Raw genomic sequence first — 17,338 nt, 5'->3', positions numbered from 1 at the left:
GAAGCGACTCAGGTCACTATCCGTGTCCGCCCAAAAATCGTCCGGCAAGTTGTTCCCCCAGAGGTCCGGTGTCATAAACAACGCTGTTGTAAGACAGTTCTATCAGGTTGAATGCCCCACGAAAGCCGGTTTTACCGAATCCGAGGCTGCTGAACCCAAAAAATCTGTGCGAGGCACGACGACCTCGGTATCGAATTGATCGGCAACTAGGTCCGCCAGGTAACGAGCGAGCTGCACCGGCACGGCGTTGCCAATTTGCCGAGCTATGGAAGTTTTCGACCCAGCCCACTTGTACTCATCCGGGAAGCCCTGGAGCCTTGCTGCCTCATAATGCGTGATTGCCCGATGCACGCTCGGGTCAGGGTGGAGATATCGACCCTTTTCTGGCTTGAAGAACTCTGTTCGAATCGTCACGGAGGGTCGATCATTGCGCAGCCGACCCATAACATCACCGGACCCTGTCTTGTGTTTTTTCCAGCAGTCAGCCAGCAACTCGTTAGGTATGTTGAACCGATTGCCCCCCGCGGGAATCTCTTTGAATCTGTTCAGCGAAAGCTGGGTGTAATTCCGGGTAACATGCAGATCCTGCGAGCTGTACGGCCCAGGCATTCGTTGCCCGTTGTGCTCAAAGGACACCTGTGGAAGATCAGTTGCCACTACGTGTGAACCAATCGAAGCAAACGCTTCTCCGACGGTCCGATGACGCTCACTGTAGGCACCTACCGGCGCTGGCACCTCAGGGAGCTCCTTCAGACGACCAATGACGATGCTCCGCACCCGCGACTGGTAAGCACCAAAGTCCGCTGCGTTCAAGAGGTACGGCTGCAGGACGTATTTATCCAAGGGTTTCCCGGGACGAGTCCATCGTTCAAATTCTTCATATTGATCAGACTTCAAGAATTGCCGAACATTTTCGACAACGAAGTACTTAGGCTTGGCGGCAATTATAGTCTCTGCATATTTCCGCCATAAGAAGTTTCGTTCGTCCAGCACGTCTTGCTTACCCAAGGCCGAAAATCCTTGGCAAGGGGGCCCTCCGATGATCACATCGGCTTCAGGCACCAGCCCCTCCTCAAGCCAATCCTCGATCTTGCCCGCGTAGACGCGCTTCGCCTGGTGATTCAACGCATAGGTGGCAGCAGCGTGCTGGTCATGTTCAACTGCGACAATCGTCTTAAACTTACCGGTGGACTCGAACCCTTCTGTCATCCCGCCTGCACCAGCAAAAAGATCAATGAGTCGTAGTGGTTTGGCCATGCCTAGGATTGTAGCCGGCAACAGCGAGTAAGCCGGAAACATCCGCATGAATCCTGGACCGGGTCGCCAGTGATCCGCGTCTCGGTCTTGACACACCCGCAAACGTGACGACCCCGCTACCAGCACACTGGCTTGCGTTCTAAGGCACAGAGGGCTCCAAGACAGCGAGGGCTTCCGGGGCATTTTGGCGGTTCCGGCCCGGAGACGAGCCGCATTTGGGTGGCCAAAATTACCTGCCGCGATCCCTGACGCGTTGTGGTCCAGCAATCCCCGAATTTGGCCCAAGTGTGGAACCAAACCATTCCAGCGGTCCTTTGCGGTCTCCAGGCAGCCAAAGACTCCCGTTTCGGGCCGGGCTCTCTGCTAGGAGTGGACATCGCCATCCGAGAACAGGCCAGGATTGTCCGCTATGTCGCCGCCTTCGGGCTGAATTCTTTTATCTGCAGGCGCCCCCGCGGCCGCCACGCGGGGCGGGAAGCACATTGCCAAAAAGCATGGGAGGGGCAGGTGGCGATGCACCGGCGCGTACGCCCACTGCCCGCCGGGTTGGTCCAGGAGTCCGGCTGCCTCGAGTTAGGGAACCAGCCCACAGTGAAGATTCAGGGCTGGTTTCCTAACTCGTGAGGCAGAGTTCCCCGGACAACCTTGCGGGCGTAGAGGAGGGGGGTGATAGGTCGGGCGCGTTAAGGCGTCAAGGCCTACCCAGCAATGTGCTCCTTGACTGGCTTCGTCCAACCGCTTGCTCGTGACCGGACAGGGCGGCCGAGCAACTGAACGATCTTTTTGGACCAAGGTCGGCGGGGCGGAACAGTGCGCCGGACCGGCCACTGCTCCCCCGATCCCTCTCAGGGTGGCCCCGAAGTAGTTTTGCTGGGAAGTCAACCTGCCCCCGTCTCTCACTCATACGCCGAGAACTGTGAGGCGATGTTGTGCGGCACCTCCTCGTCGGCCTCGCCACTCGACCAGCCGCCGCTACCATTAGACAGCAGGAGCCACGATTGGGGACACGATGACCGATGAGAGTAAGAAGGCCAACACGCCCGAGCAGGTCAAGAACGACTTGTCCTCGCCTTCGTCCGGACTCGCGGAGGAGATTCTAGAGCACCCGGCTCGCTTGGTCGGAATGATTCAGAACCGCCCCGAGATGCTTGACCACCTCGCGGCGGGCTACCGATCGGTTCGAGAGGGATTCAGTGAATTCCTGACCGTCAATGACCGGGCCGCGGAGCGGGTGAAGGACACCGCCCACAAGATCATTGATTCAATAGAGAGCGAGCTTGCACGCGAGGGCCTGAGCCCTGAGGACCGGTACCGCTTGATCGAAGCCGAAGAGCGCGTGCTTGGACAGGTTCGGGGAAATGAGAAGGATGTTCGGCAGGCAAACGAGCGTTCCTTCGCAAGGATCGCAACGATCGGTACATCCGTGGCAGTCGGGATAGTCGTTCTTGGATACCTCGCAAAAGAGGGAAAACTGCCTCTGCTGAAGCCATGAATCCATCGACCGTCTAGTATTCAGGGCTGTCAGCGAGTCGCGGCAGAGTACAGGAACAGTCATACATACTGGGCCCGCCCACGAACGGCCAGAGACCGCAGACCTGGACCGATATTCCGCGCCACTCTCGGCTGCCGTGACTTAGACGGCCGTCAAATCCGCCACCGGCAAGTCGGTGCTGCGGACGCTGATCCATTTCTCGGCGCTGGGCCATCTTTTACGAGATTGCTGAAGAGGAGGCCGCCCAACGTGGGGCACACTGAAGGTGCAGCGGCTTAGCCGAAGTACGGTAACGCAGCACCGTAGCCCAGCGGCAGCCCGTGCCCGTTCAGCCAAGACACCAGAACCTCGGACGCGACAGCCAAGCTAAGGTGCTGGGACAGGGACACAACTTGATTCGGTTTATTGCCAGCGTCATCCGCTGAGCGGCCGGCTCCGATCCGCCAGTCATGCGTGGCTCCTCGACTCACCCGGGCAACCTCCACATGGTATCCCTTGCCCATGTTCATTGCCTGGCCGTACCGGCCCAGGGCCCCGCGCGCCCACGCGCTTAGTCTGCACAGTCAACCAGTCACCTTTATGCGAGATTCTTTTCAGGAGGGACACCATGTGGGAAGAGGACTCCTAATAATGCCAGCCGGTGCATGGCCCACTTCGCCCCTGCGACTCCAATGACTTCTCTGGCTGAAGAAGCAGAATCCGCTCCAGTTCAGTGTTGGTCTCTATGGCTGTTTCCGCCGCTTTGGTCTTCAGCATCTTTGCCCCTTTCACAATTACTTACGCTGCCATGATGAAGCGCGCCTCTGACATTTTCGGCCTAGGAATGGCAGCCGGGCTGCATGCAGGCACTCATGCCAATCTGTGGCCACTTTGTGCTCCCTTTACGGACTTCTTAATTCCGTGTCAGGAGACTGATCCTCACCACCAGCGGTGGCGGCACTCCGGATTCTGGCATGCCCACTCCCGCACGCCGGTCTCGACCTTGCCTGAGGCGCGATAGATCCTTCCCTCGACTATCACGCAGCACCCGGCGAACGCCGTCTTCGGATGCTCGGCCCTTGCGTCGGATGTCATCGTGCCGTAGGCGATCCGCTACGACTCGTGGCCACACATGGGGCACTTCCGAGCTCCTTCCCGCTTCTTTGCGGGCTTCGCTTCATTGGTCATGGCTGCAATGTATCTCTGGGTACGGACAACTGCAGCCGTTACAAAAAACTCTTAGTGCTATGCAATTTCCGTGACTACTCTCGTGAGGTGCCGTACACGGAGTGCTCCCGAACAGGGACTGACAGACCCTGCCTCACGGATAATAAAGCCGGTACCTTTGTGGTTGGAACTTCCGGCCAGCGACGTCCCTTCCGCTCCTCCCCGTTTGAATGGATCCGCTCCCCCATGTCTTCCGCCCTGCCCCTGCCTGCGCCCAAACGCTTCCCGCTCGCCGCGATGCTGGTCCTTGCCACCATCACGTTCACGGCCATCACCACCGAACTCATGCCCTCCGGCCTGCTCCCGCAGATCAGCGAAGGCCTGAGTGTCTCCGAACCTGTGGCCGGCTACCTCGCCGCCGCCTATGCCGCCGTTATCGTGGTCACCGTGATCCCGGCCGCACGGCTGCTGGCCAGGATCCCGCGGAAGACCCTGCTCGTCTCGCTCGTCCTGACCTTCGCGCTGAGCAACGTCCTCGTCGGCCTCGCACCAGACTTCGCGGCGGCCATGGGTGCCCGACTCGTCGGCGGCCTGGCGCACGGCCTGCTCTGGACCACCATGGCGCCATTCGTCTCGCGCGTGGTCCCGGCCGACAAAGTGGGCAAAGCCCTGGCCATCGTCTTCAGCGGCAACAGCCTCGGCATGGCCATCGGCGCACCCCTCGGCACGGCACTCGGAACTCTCTTCGACTGGCGCGCGGCCTTCCTCTTCCTCGCCGGCTTCGGCCTGCTGCTGACCGGACTGGCCCTCTGGCTCCTGCCCGGAGTCCGCCGGCCCCCCGACGCCGTCCGCTCCCTCACCGTCCTCGGCGCACCCGGCCTCATCGGCATCTGGCTCGCCGGCATCACCGTGGATTCCCGGCCCCGCACCATCCAGCTTGGCATCACCATCGGTGCTGTGTACGGTTCCGCCGCCCTGGTCATGGCCGGCCCGCTCATGGTCCCGTCGCCGCCGCGCTGCCGGTCGCCGTCGCGCTTTTCATCACGCTGGCGGGCCGGAGGCACGCCTACCCGCCGGGCCGCAAGGAGCGCGGCTGGACGGAGCGAGGAATCAAGGAGGCGGCGCTCCAGCCCCAGACGGCGAGACCGGAAACAAAAGTGCAGGCTTGGAAAGGCGACCCTTCCACTCCACGAACGCAATGGAGCCCCACTCGTCATATTTGTTGACGACTGCCAAGATCATAGAGCGCATCCATCTCGGCGTCACGACGCATTTGCCAGAGGATCCTGTGATGGAATTGCGTTCGGTTAGAGTAAGGCAGCGACTATGAAAGGATCCCTATGCCGGCTGAATCGAAGCTCACACTCAGTACTGACGAGGTGCGCGCGTCCGGACTTTTCACCGGGCGAAACATATACAACATCCCTTATTTCCAACGGCCTTATAAATGGAACCGGGAAAGGACCACCCAGCTTGAGGCAGATGTACTAAAACTAGTCGGCGGGGAAACGGACGTTCATTTTCTAGGTGCAATCATCACTCATCAACGCCCTCGAGCAAATGCCGCCCAGTCTCACATTATAGAAGTTATTGATGGTCAACAGCGACTCACAACCATTTACCTTTACATCCTGGCGGCGGTAAAAACTCTCATAGATAATGATGAGATTGAAGAGGCCAAGGCTCTCTTCCTCAATTTCCTGGTAGACGGGCTAAGTACTGGGAGCGGGTCAAACCTGCGGCTCCATACAAGTCACGAGGACCGATCCCGTCTCAATATGGTCGTACAGGAGATTCTCGATACCAAGCAATTCGCTGCCCAACTCGTCGGTTTTACGTTTCGCCGCCTAGCTACTGCTGACACACACGACAGCGACAAGGGCAAAGCGATTAAGAACAACTACGCTTCCGCCAAGCGGTTCTTCAAAGCGCAGTTCACCGAGGGTGGGGCCGAGCGAGTAAGCGCCGTCTACGGTGCCATGCTTGAGCACCTCACGGTCGTTCAGATCGAAGTGCAGGACCCCACTAATGGACCGAAAATTTTTGACAGTCTTAATTCTCGGCAGCAGCCAATGACGGCGGGAGACTTGATCAGAAATGATATCTTTGCACGCGCCGCAGACAGTGATCCATCTGAAGTTAACAGAATCAACGAGGAGGAGTGGTTTCCCTTTTATCGCGGGTTCTGGGTTGAAGACAAAAATTACTTTGATGAGTACTTCTTTCCCTATGGCCTAATCCAGAACTCTAAACTTACGAAGTCACAGGTCTATAAGGCGCTTAGTAATTCGTGGCAGGGAAAGGAACCCGGAGAAGTCATACAGGAGCTCGCGACTTACCAACCGCATTTTATGGATTTAGCCGCTGGTGGCAACCGAGTAGGTCATAATGCGGAAGTTGCGGAACGACTGAGCCGTTTTCCCGCCGCCGGGGCTCCCAGCTCCGTCTACCCCTTTGTTATGCAGATCTCCGCTGCAATCAGCAGTGGGACAATGGCTGAGAAATCCGGCATCGCAATTCTGGACGTCATTGATGCTTTCCTTACCCGTCGGGCAATATGCGGGATCGAGCCTACGGGTCTTCATGCCGTGTTTAAAGGTCTCTGGAAGGACTGCGCCGGCGAGGTCAAGGCGTCGAAGGTTATCGACAAAATACGGGGTCATAAGACTGTGGCGTGGCCTTCCAACGAGGACGTTCGCAACGCCGTAATTACCCGTCCTCTATTCGGAAGTGCGATAACCAAGTACGTCGTGCGGGAGTATGACCGTTCCCTAGGCGGAGACAAGCACACCACTGTGGCACACCTGGAACATGTCTTGCCGCAAAAAACGACCGCTTCCTGGCCATTCTCCAAAGAACAACATGCTGAGCTCCACAATGTCCTTGGAAATCTTCTCCCGCTTTCGCCGAGCATGAACTCGTCCGTGGGCAACGAACCCTACGCGTCAAAGCGATCTCGCTATTCCACCGACTCAGTCTTCAAATCTGTCCGCGACTTCGCCAGAAAGTACCCTGCCTGGACACCCGCAGAGGTGAACGCGCGCGGCAGGATCCTCGCTGAGTGGGCCGTTGAGCGATGGCCGGAATACGTTTCTGACAAAAGGGTGGAGGAGACCAACCGTCAGGGCTGAGCTGATGCAGTAGGAGCAAGAAGTTCCTAAGCTGCCTGTTTGGACGCATCGGTGACAGCAGCCGTAGGCGTCTTGTGTGCGCATCTCTCAGGCGCGAGGTGCCCGGGCTGCCCACGTGAACCATGCCCTAGCCATTACTGGCATGCCGAAGATGCACGCATTTGGCGAGGCCCAGCACAATGGACCTCATCACCGTCTGGGGTGCATCCCCGATCGGTGGAGGCCCAACTCTCCGACCATCTTCCCACTGGCGTTCTGGCCCAACAATGAAAACCGCAGCCCTTACACGGAGATCAGCCCCCGCACTAATTTCCCCCTGGATAGCTAGCTCCTGTTCAAGCTAAGGTGCTTAATAGTCACCCAGCCCGCGGCGACTCAGATCGGGGGCAAGAGCAGCGTTAGTCCTTGCGGAGGATACCCGTGATGCCAGCCAGCAGGAGTGCGGTGGCTACCCACGCGATGCCCTTGAAGACGGCAAAAAGTCCTAGCAGCCAAGCATTTTCAGTGACGCGCCACGCCGCGGCTTGGCCGGTCGCCGCCGCCGGGATAGCAGTGTCCATGGCGAAGAGTCCCGCGCTGAAACTCGGGTAGTTCGGAGGGGTCGCGTCCGCCCCAGTGACACGGACCTGTCTAGACTGGTTGCCGTTCACGACGGTGACCGTGGAAGCACGGACGTCCGTAGGGGAAAACGCCTGGGGGTTAAGGCTGCACAGAACGAAGACGCAGATCCACAGGGCGACCAACCACAAAAGAACTCTCGCCGGATAGTAGCCGTAACCGACTACCGCACCATATAGCCATCGGATCAACTTCGACGTGAACGGTGCCGCCCGTGTTGTCTTTTGGGCGGCCCAAAAACGGAGTCGACGGCCGTCTTCGGGCTGTCCCATCTGGTCGTAGATCTTCGCCAATTCCTTCCAAGGCTGCGCCGCAAATTCCTTCCTGCCCCCGGTCTGGGGCCGGTCGTCAACGCTGTCCAGCCATGCGCGGGCGCTGTTGCGATCCATACGCAGGAATCCGTGGAAGGTGCCCACGCTCCAGCCTTGAGCACCCGAGAGGTGCGGCAACCCTTTGGCCGATTTTTTCGCCCCCACCGAGAGGACGCGGATGGACACGAAGGACAGATTCGTTCGGCCCTCCGTGGTGAAGGCATCATCCAAAGTGACGGTTTCAATTGTTGCATTTGAGAGGTCCAGCGCTCTTCCGCCAGGATTGCTCAGAATTGCTCCGGCCAGGCGCAGCTCGCCGACGATGCGGACACCGAGCGCCCGGATTGCACCGGCAGTCTCCAACCCTTCCAGGAGTGCGTTACCGGTGATTGCTGCTCCGTCCAAGCTTAGAGCGTCCCCGCCCGGGTTGGTCAGCTTCGCGGCGTTCAAGACCACCTGGCCGTCAATGTGGGCACTGACCACCCGGACTTCTCCGGTGGCCTCGAGCCCCCTCAAGAACAGACCATTGGATATTACGGCCCTGTCCAGGTTCAGCACGTACCCGTTTGCGTTGTTCAGTTTCGCCCCAGTGAAGTCCAACTGGCTGATGTGTGCACCGAGTACTCGGACTTCACCGGTGGCCTCCAGCCCCTTCAAGTAGGCACCGCTGGTGATCTGGGCCTCATCCAGGCTGAGCGCGTTTCGGTCGGGGTTCGTAAGTTTTGCTCCGTTCAAGCTCAGATGATCGTTGATGCGGGTGCGGAGTGCCTGGACTGCCCCGGCGGCCTCCAGCCCATCGAGGGTGGCAGTTCCGGTGATTTCCGCCCTGTCCAGGATCAGCGCGTTTCCGCCTGGGTTGGTGAGTTTTGCTCCGGTCAAGCCCAGCCGACCGGTGATAAGGGCGCCGAGTGCCCGGACTGTCCCGGTAGCCTCCAGCTCGTCGAGGAAGGCGCCGCCGGTGATTGTCCCCTCGTCCAGGCTCAGCGCGTCCCCGCCCGGGTTGTTGACTTTCGCCCTCCTCAAGTCCAACTGGCCAATGTGGGCACCGGCGGCGCGGACTTCACCGGCGGCCTCCAGCCCCGCTAGCAATACGTTGCCGTTGATTTCGGCCCCGTCCAGGCTCAACGCCTCGGCGTCCGGGGTTATGAGTTTTGCCCCGGCCAGGTTCAGCTGGCCGTTAATGCGGGCACCGACTGCCCGGACTGCCCCGGTGGCCTCAAGTCCCGTCAGGAATGCGTTGCCGGTGATCTCCGCTCTGTCAAGGCTCAGCGCATTCCCGTCAGAGTTGCTGAGCTTCGCCCCATTTAAGTGAAGCCGGCCACCCACCTGAATGTGTTCAGCATCAACCCCTCCGCTTGATCGAAGGCCGGCCAAAGTGCAGTTACCGTCCACCCGTGTCGATCTTAGCGACAGGCGTGGCAGCACAACATCCTTGAGTATCAACTCCGGCAGGTGCGCATGCTCGAACGACGGAGCATTTTCAAACCTGCAGTGAGTGAACACCAGACGGCAGGGAAGCCGTGAATGGTCGAGGTCCAGTGTTCCGGACACAAGTGCCCCGCGTATCCGTAGTCCTCGCGGATCAACCACTAGGCTCGGCTCCAGTAGCACTGCCCGGATGCCTTCGGCCGGAAGCCGACGTGCAGACACCACTTCTTCGAGATCAGGCGGTTCCGCTTCGTCTTCCGTGAGACCCAGGGCTAGATCGATTTCTTCGCCAGACTTTGCCGCCTCGCGCAGCCAGCCCAGCCACGTCTTTCCGCCCTCGTTGTCCGCCGTCATGGTCAAGTAATATCACTAGTCAGCAGGGCGTCGGATCAGACCGTCCTAATGGCCTGAATGCCGAGGATGCATGGCCGTCGGCGACGAATTCGCGTGCACCTAGTCTGAGCGTGCCGGACCGGGCCGCTCCGGAACGGATCTGGAAACGCAGCACCGTTCGAAGTACTCCGGATGAAGGCCGAAGCCGCGCCTACGCTGCGCGCATGTAACGACGGGCGGTGGTGGTCGCGAATAGAAGCATGGGCAGGATCAGGTGCCCCCGCTGCGCGGGACAATGGGATCATGTCCGACCGGGCTCACGACGAGGATCTGTGGCAGGAGTTCGAATGGATCCCACCCGCAGGACGCGACCGCATTCAGGGACTGCCTGGCGAGCTGCCGCAGGGATTTGGCTTCCGCACCGGTGTGCGCGGCGCGAAGGTGGCCCTCGGGTTCGCTGTGTTTGCCCTGGCACTTGGAACCGTGCTGGTCCTCACCGGGGCGGTCGTGTTCATCAGTCAGGGACACTGGCTGATGCTCGGGCTGATGGTGCTGATTGAGGTAGTCTTCATCCTTGCGTTCAGCCGGCTGGTGCGGCTGGCCCGCATCCGGCGTCTGGGGCACTAAAGCTGCCTGACATGGATGATTTCATTGCCTATCTGGATACAGCCGAGGTCCGGGCTGGAGCGCTTGAGGAGCTCAAGGCGGCTATGGCCGAGCTGGCCGCGTTCGTGGAGGCGAATGAGCCCCGTATCCTCGCCTACCGCGTCTATTTCTCCGCGGATGGTTCGACGATGAGCGTCCTGCACTGTCATCCGGACGTGGCATCGTTGGAGTTTCACATGCAGGTGGCCGGGCCCAAATTCCGCCCATTGCCTCGTTCGTCAAGCTACGGTCGATCGAAGTGCTTGGCCGTCCGACCGACCAGCTCGTTGCACAGCTTCAGACCAAGGCGAGGCTCCTGGGCGACGCAACGGTCATTGTCCGGGGCCTTCACGCCGGGTTCGACCCCCTGCCATTCTCCGGGCCATCAGCGTCTGGCTGACAGACGCCGTCGTTCTCCTATGCCGCCTTCCGCTCACGCCACAGCAGCGACACAAAGAACGTCACCACGCAGAGCCCCAGCATCACCAGCACCATGCGGCCCCAGTTCTCCTGGGAGACGCCGGTGCCGTAAAAGATGCCGATCATTACCGTGGCGCTGATGGCGCCGACGTACCGGCAGGTCTGGAAGATCCCGGCCGCCACTCCCCGGCCCTCCGGCACGGCGGACAGCCCTTGGTTGGAGGCGATGCTAACCGACCCGTAGGGCACACCCATCAGGGCGGTCAGCAGCAGCAGGACGGCGACGGACGTGGTCAGCAGCCACAGGGCCGCTGCCGCCACGGTCAGGAGCACGACTTCGGCGATCAGCACCCGCCGCACGCCGAACCGGTCGATCGCGCGGACGGCGACGGGCATCGCCGCCAGCGGCAGCATCAGCACCCCCACCACGCCGGGGTTGTAGCCCGCGGCTTCCTGCAGCAGCTGGGGCAGCCCGAAGAACGCGAAGTAGTAGACGCCGCTGAACACCGTGAAGCCCAGATACACCAGCAGCAGCGGCCGGTTCCGGCCGAGCAGCCTTAGGTCCAGGAACGGTCTGTCGAAGCGCAGCTCGCGCCAGGCGAACAGCACCACCAGCAGCATGGCCCCGCCCAGCAGCCACCAGCGGAAACCGGGAAGCGCATTCAGCAGCCCCATGAGCAGCACCATCCCGCCGGTGAATGCGAGAATCCCGGGGATGTCCGAGTCGCGCAGCAGGGTAGCGATGCTGCCCTGCTCCCTGCGCTCGTCCGGTGCGGCGACCTTCCGCACGATAAGCAGCGCGGCAAGCGCAAGCGGCACGTTGATGAGGAACTACGCCTGCCAGCCGACCAGCCTCACCAGCAGCCCGCCGACCACCGGGCTCACGGCTGCACAGGACGTGTTGGCCATCTGGATGCGGCCCAGCGGCCGTGTTGATGTCGTGTCGGCCAGCCGCGCCAAATCGACAATCCTAAATGGTGACGACAAAGAGCGAATCAGGGGTTACTCAATGCCTGGCGGCCAGCCTGAGCTGAGCCCCACTGAACTGTCGCAAAGGGTGGATACATCGAGTCGCGGGAAATATGAATATCTGCAAGCCTCTGGCGCAGTTTTGGTTTCCATTGTGCGGGTATGCGAATGGTCCACCCCAAAGCATGCCACGGTGTCTTGGACAACTTGGTCGGGCCCTTGAGGAAGGCCACGCTGAGTGTAGTGATCTGTGGCAGTTCGTAGCGGTCCAAGAAGTTGTTGTGACCGTCGAAATGAATGTTCCTGTCGGCACTGGCTCGAATTAGGCCTCCGATAAGAAAGCGGCTCTCCTGGGCACCCATCCTTGGATCAATGGGCAGCGGCGCGAGTAGGGAGACCTCTTCAGTCCAGTCAGATCGCGTCTTGCGTCCATTATCACCCGGGGATGTCCATGGCAGGGGGTCGGTGGCTAAGTCCCGGTCAATTACCCACTCGTTTCGTTCGTTGTTTACTTTGAAGATGAACATTCTGCCGTCATAAGCATCGTTTCCCTCTGTCGCAAAAAACAGCGCCTCCATGGGTCCCGTGGAAACGTCCAATAGACGAGTCGGGGAACCGTAGTGCTGCAGAAGCATGAGGAGGTGCCCGTCAGACATTCCCTTGCCCAAACCGCGCGCTCGGGCGTCAGACAAGATGGCTGCCTCTACCTTGGCCATAAGAGGCTCAGTAATCTCGTCCTTGGTTTCGCTTTGAATAAAACGGTACAGGCTGGTCGATATGCCGTGACTTTCGTTCGATTGCCCCCGGAAGAAGAGGGGATAGCCCGCCGTGGCGGAAGCCAAGCGGCTTTTGGCGTCCCCGGATCTCTGATGTTCCTCGAGGAGCAACTTCCAGAAGCCCTCCAGGTTGTCTAACTTCAGATGTCGCTTGTGGTTTAGTTCGCGATCTCGAAAAAATGACTTGACGAAAGTGGCGCCGCTTCGACCTGCCACGATACCCCCATTGCCTGACATAAACGCAGTCTAAAAATGAACCCAATTCCACTACTCATATTACGACCACGAGTCCGGTTCAGAGATCCGCAAGTTGCGCACCATTTTCTAGAAAGCTTGGATTTGATACGCCTAGCAGACTCGGGCGCTGGGGCGAAGGCACATAATTCAGCGGATGAGCGACGCGCCCAGGACGAGCCTGGCACGGAGAGGTTGCCCAAGACAAACCTTCTTCGGCGAGCGGTGCTGCGCATCGAACTCTTCCGGAATTCGCGTGGGGGGGTGAGGATGGTCAACGGTACGGAATATTGCTCGCGGAAATCTCGACATCGGAATAGCCGTGTCGCTCCAACAGTTGCCGCAATGCCTTCTTGGCTGCCTTCCGGTATGGAGTGGGCCCCATCCGGATGTGCTTTATGGGAAGCTTTGCTGCCGCCTGGGCAAAGTCATCTCCGCTGCCGCCAAACGCAAGACTGAGGTCATGTGCTTCCGGGGCCGCCGTCAGTTTGATATAAGGAGTGATTCCCCACGGAGTGCTTCTGTAAAAGAGGAACTTCCAGTCCGGCGCGACGAGGGAGTAGGTGATTCGCATCTCTCGTTCATCCCTGAAGCCCTTAGCCTTCACCAGCAGCAATCGGCTAAGCCAGCTGAAGTACAAGCTCCGACGGCCGTCCTTCGGTTCGGCAGATAGCTCCAGAAAGTCCTCATAACTGGATTCGATGATTTTTCGAACTTCGTCTCCCCGGTAAGCCACCGAGAGCCACTGCCCTTCCTTGTCGAGCAAACAGTCGGCGACAGGATGGTCGGGATTTGATACCACGAACCTGTGTCCGCTGGCATACTCGTAATCCGGACCCCAGCCGCGGGGTGGTGCGGGGTGCTCCTCTGCGCTGCTCGCCTGCAGAGGAATCAAGGGCACTCCAGGATCGAGCCCAACTGAATAGCTAATCGAGTGTTTACCGTAATTGCGCCATAACGTGAGGCTGTTCCGGTCACGTGAGGCGGAGACTATGTACGCCGAGTGAGCATCTACCGCGTGCTCGCGGATTGCAGCATCCATAGCCTCCGCGACTTCCGGCTGAAGCGAGGGACGTAGTTTCTCAAAGTATTTGTGAAGGCGGCGGGAACCAGTTCTAAGTTCATGGAAGTCGTTCATGAACGCGCCCGATGTGGCCCACAGTACGTGGTGCTCGAGTATCCCACTTAGCCCGTCTGGACTCGTGTAGTGCCAACCAGGTTCTCCCGTCCGCGGGCTGACTCTTCATTACCACGTGATCCACGAAGACACGATATATTGCGAACGCCCAGTCAAGGCGCAATCCCCGTATTTGAGGTTGAAGTTTCCAGCCGCCGCTGCCTGAACATCGGGAACGGCTCCCTGACTCGCGCCACCGTCCCGAGCGAAACCTCCACCGCCCGCACGCCTGGCTCCAGCCCGAGGTCCGCCTCGACGTACCCCATCGGATCCACAAGAATGCTCCGGCCCACCGACACCGGCGGGGCCTGGCACACCCCTGCCACTTACACGCTGTTCTCGATCGCCCGCGGAGCATTCAAAGCCAGCTACTGCTCGTCCTATGCGTGCCGGCGCCCAGGACGAACAGACCAGCAGCACCTGCGCGCGGCGTCCGCCAGGGACCTGGCCAGCTCCGGGAACCGCAGGTCGTAGCAGGTCATCAGGCCGAACACCGCTCCCCCGGCCTCGAACACCACAGGCTCGGTGACGGGCCCGGCTAGATGTACGTGGATTCCCCGAAGCCCTGCGCGTCGAACAGGTGGATCTTCCGGTACACGGCCAGCCGCTCATCCGACGGCGCGAAGGCCACCAGCGTGTTATAGGCCTTGCCAGGTTCGTCAGACGTTTCCACCACACCCGCCACGAGCGTGATCCCGTGGCGGGCCGTGGTGGCTGCGAGTTCCCGACAGATCGGCCCGTCCAGCGGCTCAGCCACCGCCGGGAACGAGGCGTCCACGATCTTCTTCTCGTACGTGGCGTACTCGGGGAAGGCCACCAGCGTGGCGCCGTCGCTGGCGGCCGATGCCGTGAACCGGTCGATGGCGGCAAGGTTCGCTGCGATGTCCGTCCCGGACTCCAGCTGCCCGAGGGTGGTGACGGCGTCGACCCCCCGGAACGAGTACGCCGCGATGGCAGCGCCCGCCGAGATGATGGCGAAGCTGGACGTGCCGTTGAAGAACGGCCCAGACGTCCCCGCCCTCGATCCCGATAGGGTTGGGGCATTGCAACAATTGGGGGAATTCGTTGGTCACCGGCTATTGCGCTTTTGCTGGTTTTGGCCGGTTCCGGAGTCGCACTGAGTGCCTGTGAGTACCAGGATGATAGCCCGGCTTCGAGTAGCACGCCAACCCAAACCTTCCCGCCAGCACCACCTCCCCTGCCGAAGGCGGACGCGGGCATTGCCAAGGCGCAGGCAAGAAACCAGAGGCAACTGGACGCCCGCTTGGGCCCCCAGCCTGGCGGTCTTGTTTTGGCCGGATCAGGCGGGCTCGGCAACGACGGATTCCGGACATCGGCGGCCGGAATACCAGAGGGTAGTTACACAATTACGGCTGCATGCGTTGGAGTAGTCAAAGCATCGCTCACCATCTCGCAGCCCGACCGACGGGGAGGAACACCGCATGAGTTGGCCCTCGACTGCGGAACCAGAACGAGCGTGAAAGTGGATCTTCAGGTGGGACCGGTGTCGGCCCACTTCACTCGTATGACCACCGAGCCGGGTCGCGCTGCCGTTGCCGGTTTCTGGGTGGTCCCGGCCTCCTAGTTGAACAGCATTCCAGCCGTCACCACCAGCGGTGCCGGCACTCCGGGTTCTGGCATGCCCACTTGGGTACGCCGGACTCAACCTTGACCGTTGCGGGGTAGATGCGTACTTCCTCGGTCAGGCAGCAGCCGGCAAACTCCGTCTTCGGGTGCTCCGCCACGTCGGGCATCATCATACCGTACGCGATCCGCCAGGCCTCCTGCCCGCACACGGGACATCTGCGGACCGCCGTTCGCTTCTTTGCGGACTTCGCTTCTGTGGTCATGGCTGAAATGTATCCCCCACCACCGACATCTGCAGCACTTACAAAAATTGCGCAGACTCTAAACACTTTTTGTAAGTGCCGCAGATTTTGAGGGAGCCGCGCGTAAGCGAGCGGGCGCGGCGTCCACGGCGGATCACCGACCGGGTTAACTCGCTACGTGCCCTAAATGGCATGCCCCTAAACAGGGTCTGGCAGGGCCTGCCTCACGGCGAATAAACCGGGTACCTTTGTGGTTGGAACTTCCGGCCAGCGACGTCCCTTCCGCTCCTCCCCATTTGAATGGATCCGCTCCCCCATGTCTTCCGCCCTGCCCCTGCCTGCGCCCAAACGCTTCCCGCTCGCCGCGATGCTGGTCCTTGCCACCATCACGTTCACGGCCATCACCACCGAACTCATGCCCTCCGGCCTGCTCCCGCAGATCAGCGAAGGCCTGAGTGTCTCCGAACCTGTGGCCGGCTACCTCGCCGCCGCCTATGCCGCCGTTATCGTGGTCACCGTGATCCCGGCCGCACGGCTGCTGGCCAGGATCCCGCGGAAGACCCTGCTCGTCTCGCTCGTGCTCACCTTCGCGCTGAGCAACGTCCTCGTCGGCCTCGCACCAGACTTCGCGGCGGCCATGGGCGGGCGACTTGTCGGCGGCCTGGCGCACGGGCTGCTCTGGACCACCGTGGCACCGTTCGTTTCACGGGTGGTCCCGGCCGACAAAGTGGGCAAAGCCCTGGCCATCGTCTTCAGCGGCAACAGCCTCGGCATGGCCATCGGCGCACCCGTGGGCACGGCACTGGGAACTTTCTTCGACTGGCGCGCGGCCTTCCTCTTCCTCGCCGGCTTCGGCCTGCTGCTGACCGGGCTGGCCCTCTGGCTCCTGCCCGCCGTCCGTCGGACCCCCGACGCCGTCCGCCCCTCCATGCGCACGGCTATCGCCCAGCCCGGGGTGAAGTCCGTGGCGATCGCCTGGCCGCTGCTGGTCCTGGCACACTTCGCGCTCTTCACCTACATCGCGCCGTTCATCCGCGAGGCCGGCCTGCCGGACTACGCCATCAGCCTCTCCCTCACCGTCCTCGGCGCCTCCGGCCTGATCGGCATTTGGATCGCCGGCATCACCGTGGACACCCGCCCCCGCCGTTCGCTGCTGATCACGACGACGGCCATCGCCGTGGCGATGCTCCTCCTCCCACTCGGCGGCGGAATCTTCCCGGTCGCCATGGTGCTGATGGCCGTCTGGGGCGCCGGGCTCGGCGCGATCGGCATTTTCAACCAGGCCGCCATCCTCCGCGCCGGCGGCGAATACCGGGACGCCGCCAACGGGCTCACCGTCCTAACGATCCAGCTCGGCATCACCGTCGGCGCCCTCTACGGCTCCGCCGCCCTGGTCCTGGCCGGGCCGCTCATGGTTCCCGTCGCCGCGGCGCTGCCGGTCGTCGTCGCCATTGCCATCACGCTGGGTGGGAAGCGGCACGCCTACCCGCCCGGCCGCAGGGAGCACGGATGGTCCCAGCGGGAAGCAAGAGAGCCGGCGCTGAAGCACTAAGAAGGAGGCCGGTATTCCGG

11 protein-coding genes and 2 pseudogenes are annotated in these 17,338 nt (G+C 61.0%); 6 read left to right on the top strand and 7 right to left on the bottom strand.

The annotated features are described in order from the left end of the window. Nucleotides 1-102: 102 nt before the first annotated feature. On the bottom strand, nt 103-1,257 hold the full coding sequence (locus ACFTSA_RS06875) for a DNA cytosine methyltransferase (RefSeq protein ID WP_377950524.1): 1,155 nt from the start codon (nt 1,255-1,257) through the stop codon (nt 103-105). Between the two features lie 1,009 nt (nt 1,258-2,266). On the opposite strand from ACFTSA_RS06875, the gene ACFTSA_RS06870 reads away from it, so the two are divergent. The 3 genes and pseudogenes from ACFTSA_RS06870 (at nt 2,267) to ACFTSA_RS06860 (ending at nt 7,026) form a co-directional block, all read left to right on the top strand. Further along, entirely contained in the window at nt 2,267-2,749 is a 483-nt protein-coding gene (locus ACFTSA_RS06870) for a hypothetical protein (RefSeq protein WP_377950523.1), read from the top strand. A 1,392-nt stretch (nt 2,750-4,141) separates the two neighbouring features. Continuing rightward, a pseudogene (locus ACFTSA_RS06865) lies at nt 4,142-5,121 on the top strand (MFS transporter). A 114-nt stretch (nt 5,122-5,235) separates the two neighbouring features. After that, entirely contained in the window at nt 5,236-7,026 is a 1,791-nt protein-coding gene (locus ACFTSA_RS06860) for a DUF262 domain-containing protein (RefSeq protein WP_377950522.1), read from the top strand. 398 nt (nt 7,027-7,424) lie between these two features. Here ACFTSA_RS06860 and ACFTSA_RS06855 read toward each other — a convergent pair whose 3' ends face one another. Beyond that, on the bottom strand, nt 7,425-9,737 hold the full coding sequence (locus ACFTSA_RS06855) for a hypothetical protein (protein WP_377950521.1): 2,313 nt from the start codon (nt 9,735-9,737) through the stop codon (nt 7,425-7,427). Between the two features lie 282 nt (nt 9,738-10,019). Here ACFTSA_RS06855 and ACFTSA_RS06850 point away from each other — a divergent pair, with 282 nt between their 5' ends. Further along, nucleotides 10,020-10,343, top strand: coding sequence for a hypothetical protein (locus tag ACFTSA_RS06850; protein ID WP_377950520.1), 324 nt, complete (start codon nt 10,020-10,022; stop codon nt 10,341-10,343). A 435-nt stretch (nt 10,344-10,778) separates the two neighbouring features. Here ACFTSA_RS06850 and ACFTSA_RS06845 read toward each other — a convergent pair. The 3 genes and pseudogenes from ACFTSA_RS06845 to ACFTSA_RS06835 all read right to left on the bottom strand — a co-directional run. Further along, nucleotides 10,779-11,741, bottom strand: a pseudogene (locus ACFTSA_RS06845) (MFS transporter); the annotation flags it as partial. 35 nt (nt 11,742-11,776) lie between these two features. Next, the gene (locus tag ACFTSA_RS06840; RefSeq protein WP_377950519.1) at nt 11,777-12,763 is read right to left on the bottom strand and encodes an FRG domain-containing protein; all 987 of its coding nucleotides are present in this window, start codon (nt 12,761-12,763) and stop codon (nt 11,777-11,779) included. A gap of 271 nt (nt 12,764-13,034) precedes the next feature. Then, nucleotides 13,035-13,898, bottom strand: coding sequence for a hypothetical protein (locus ACFTSA_RS06835; protein ID WP_377950518.1), 864 nt, complete (start codon nt 13,896-13,898; stop codon nt 13,035-13,037). Between the two features lie 138 nt (nt 13,899-14,036). On the opposite strand from ACFTSA_RS06835, the gene ACFTSA_RS06830 reads away from it, so the two are divergent. Next, a complete protein-coding gene (locus tag ACFTSA_RS06830; RefSeq protein ID WP_377950517.1) occupies nt 14,037-14,411 on the top strand; it encodes a hypothetical protein in 375 nt (124 codons plus the stop codon). A gap of 64 nt (nt 14,412-14,475) precedes the next feature. Here ACFTSA_RS06830 and ACFTSA_RS06825 read toward each other — a convergent pair whose 3' ends face one another. Together ACFTSA_RS06825 and ACFTSA_RS06820 are read right to left on the bottom strand one after the other, a co-directional pair. After that, complete coding sequence (locus tag ACFTSA_RS06825; RefSeq protein ID WP_377950620.1) at nt 14,476-14,799, bottom strand: nitrilase-related carbon-nitrogen hydrolase; 324 nt, start codon at nt 14,797-14,799, stop codon at nt 14,476-14,478. 742 nt (nt 14,800-15,541) lie between these two features. Continuing rightward, nucleotides 15,542-15,787, bottom strand: coding sequence for a hypothetical protein (locus ACFTSA_RS06820; RefSeq protein ID WP_377950516.1), 246 nt, complete (start codon nt 15,785-15,787; stop codon nt 15,542-15,544). A 295-nt stretch (nt 15,788-16,082) separates the two neighbouring features. Here ACFTSA_RS06820 and ACFTSA_RS06815 point away from each other — a divergent pair, with 295 nt between their 5' ends. Then, the gene (locus ACFTSA_RS06815) at nt 16,083-17,318 is read left to right on the top strand and encodes an MFS transporter (protein ID WP_377950515.1); all 1,236 of its coding nucleotides are present in this window, start codon (nt 16,083-16,085) and stop codon (nt 17,316-17,318) included. Nucleotides 17,319-17,338: the final 20 nt, after the last annotated feature.

The sequence above is a fragment of the Arthrobacter sp. NPDC057013 genome (genome assembly GCF_042674585.1).
Lineage (GTDB): Bacteria > Actinomycetota > Actinomycetes > Actinomycetales > Micrococcaceae > Arthrobacter.
Note: the sequence above shows the minus strand (reverse complement) of the source record. Positions and strands in the feature narration are given on the sequence as shown.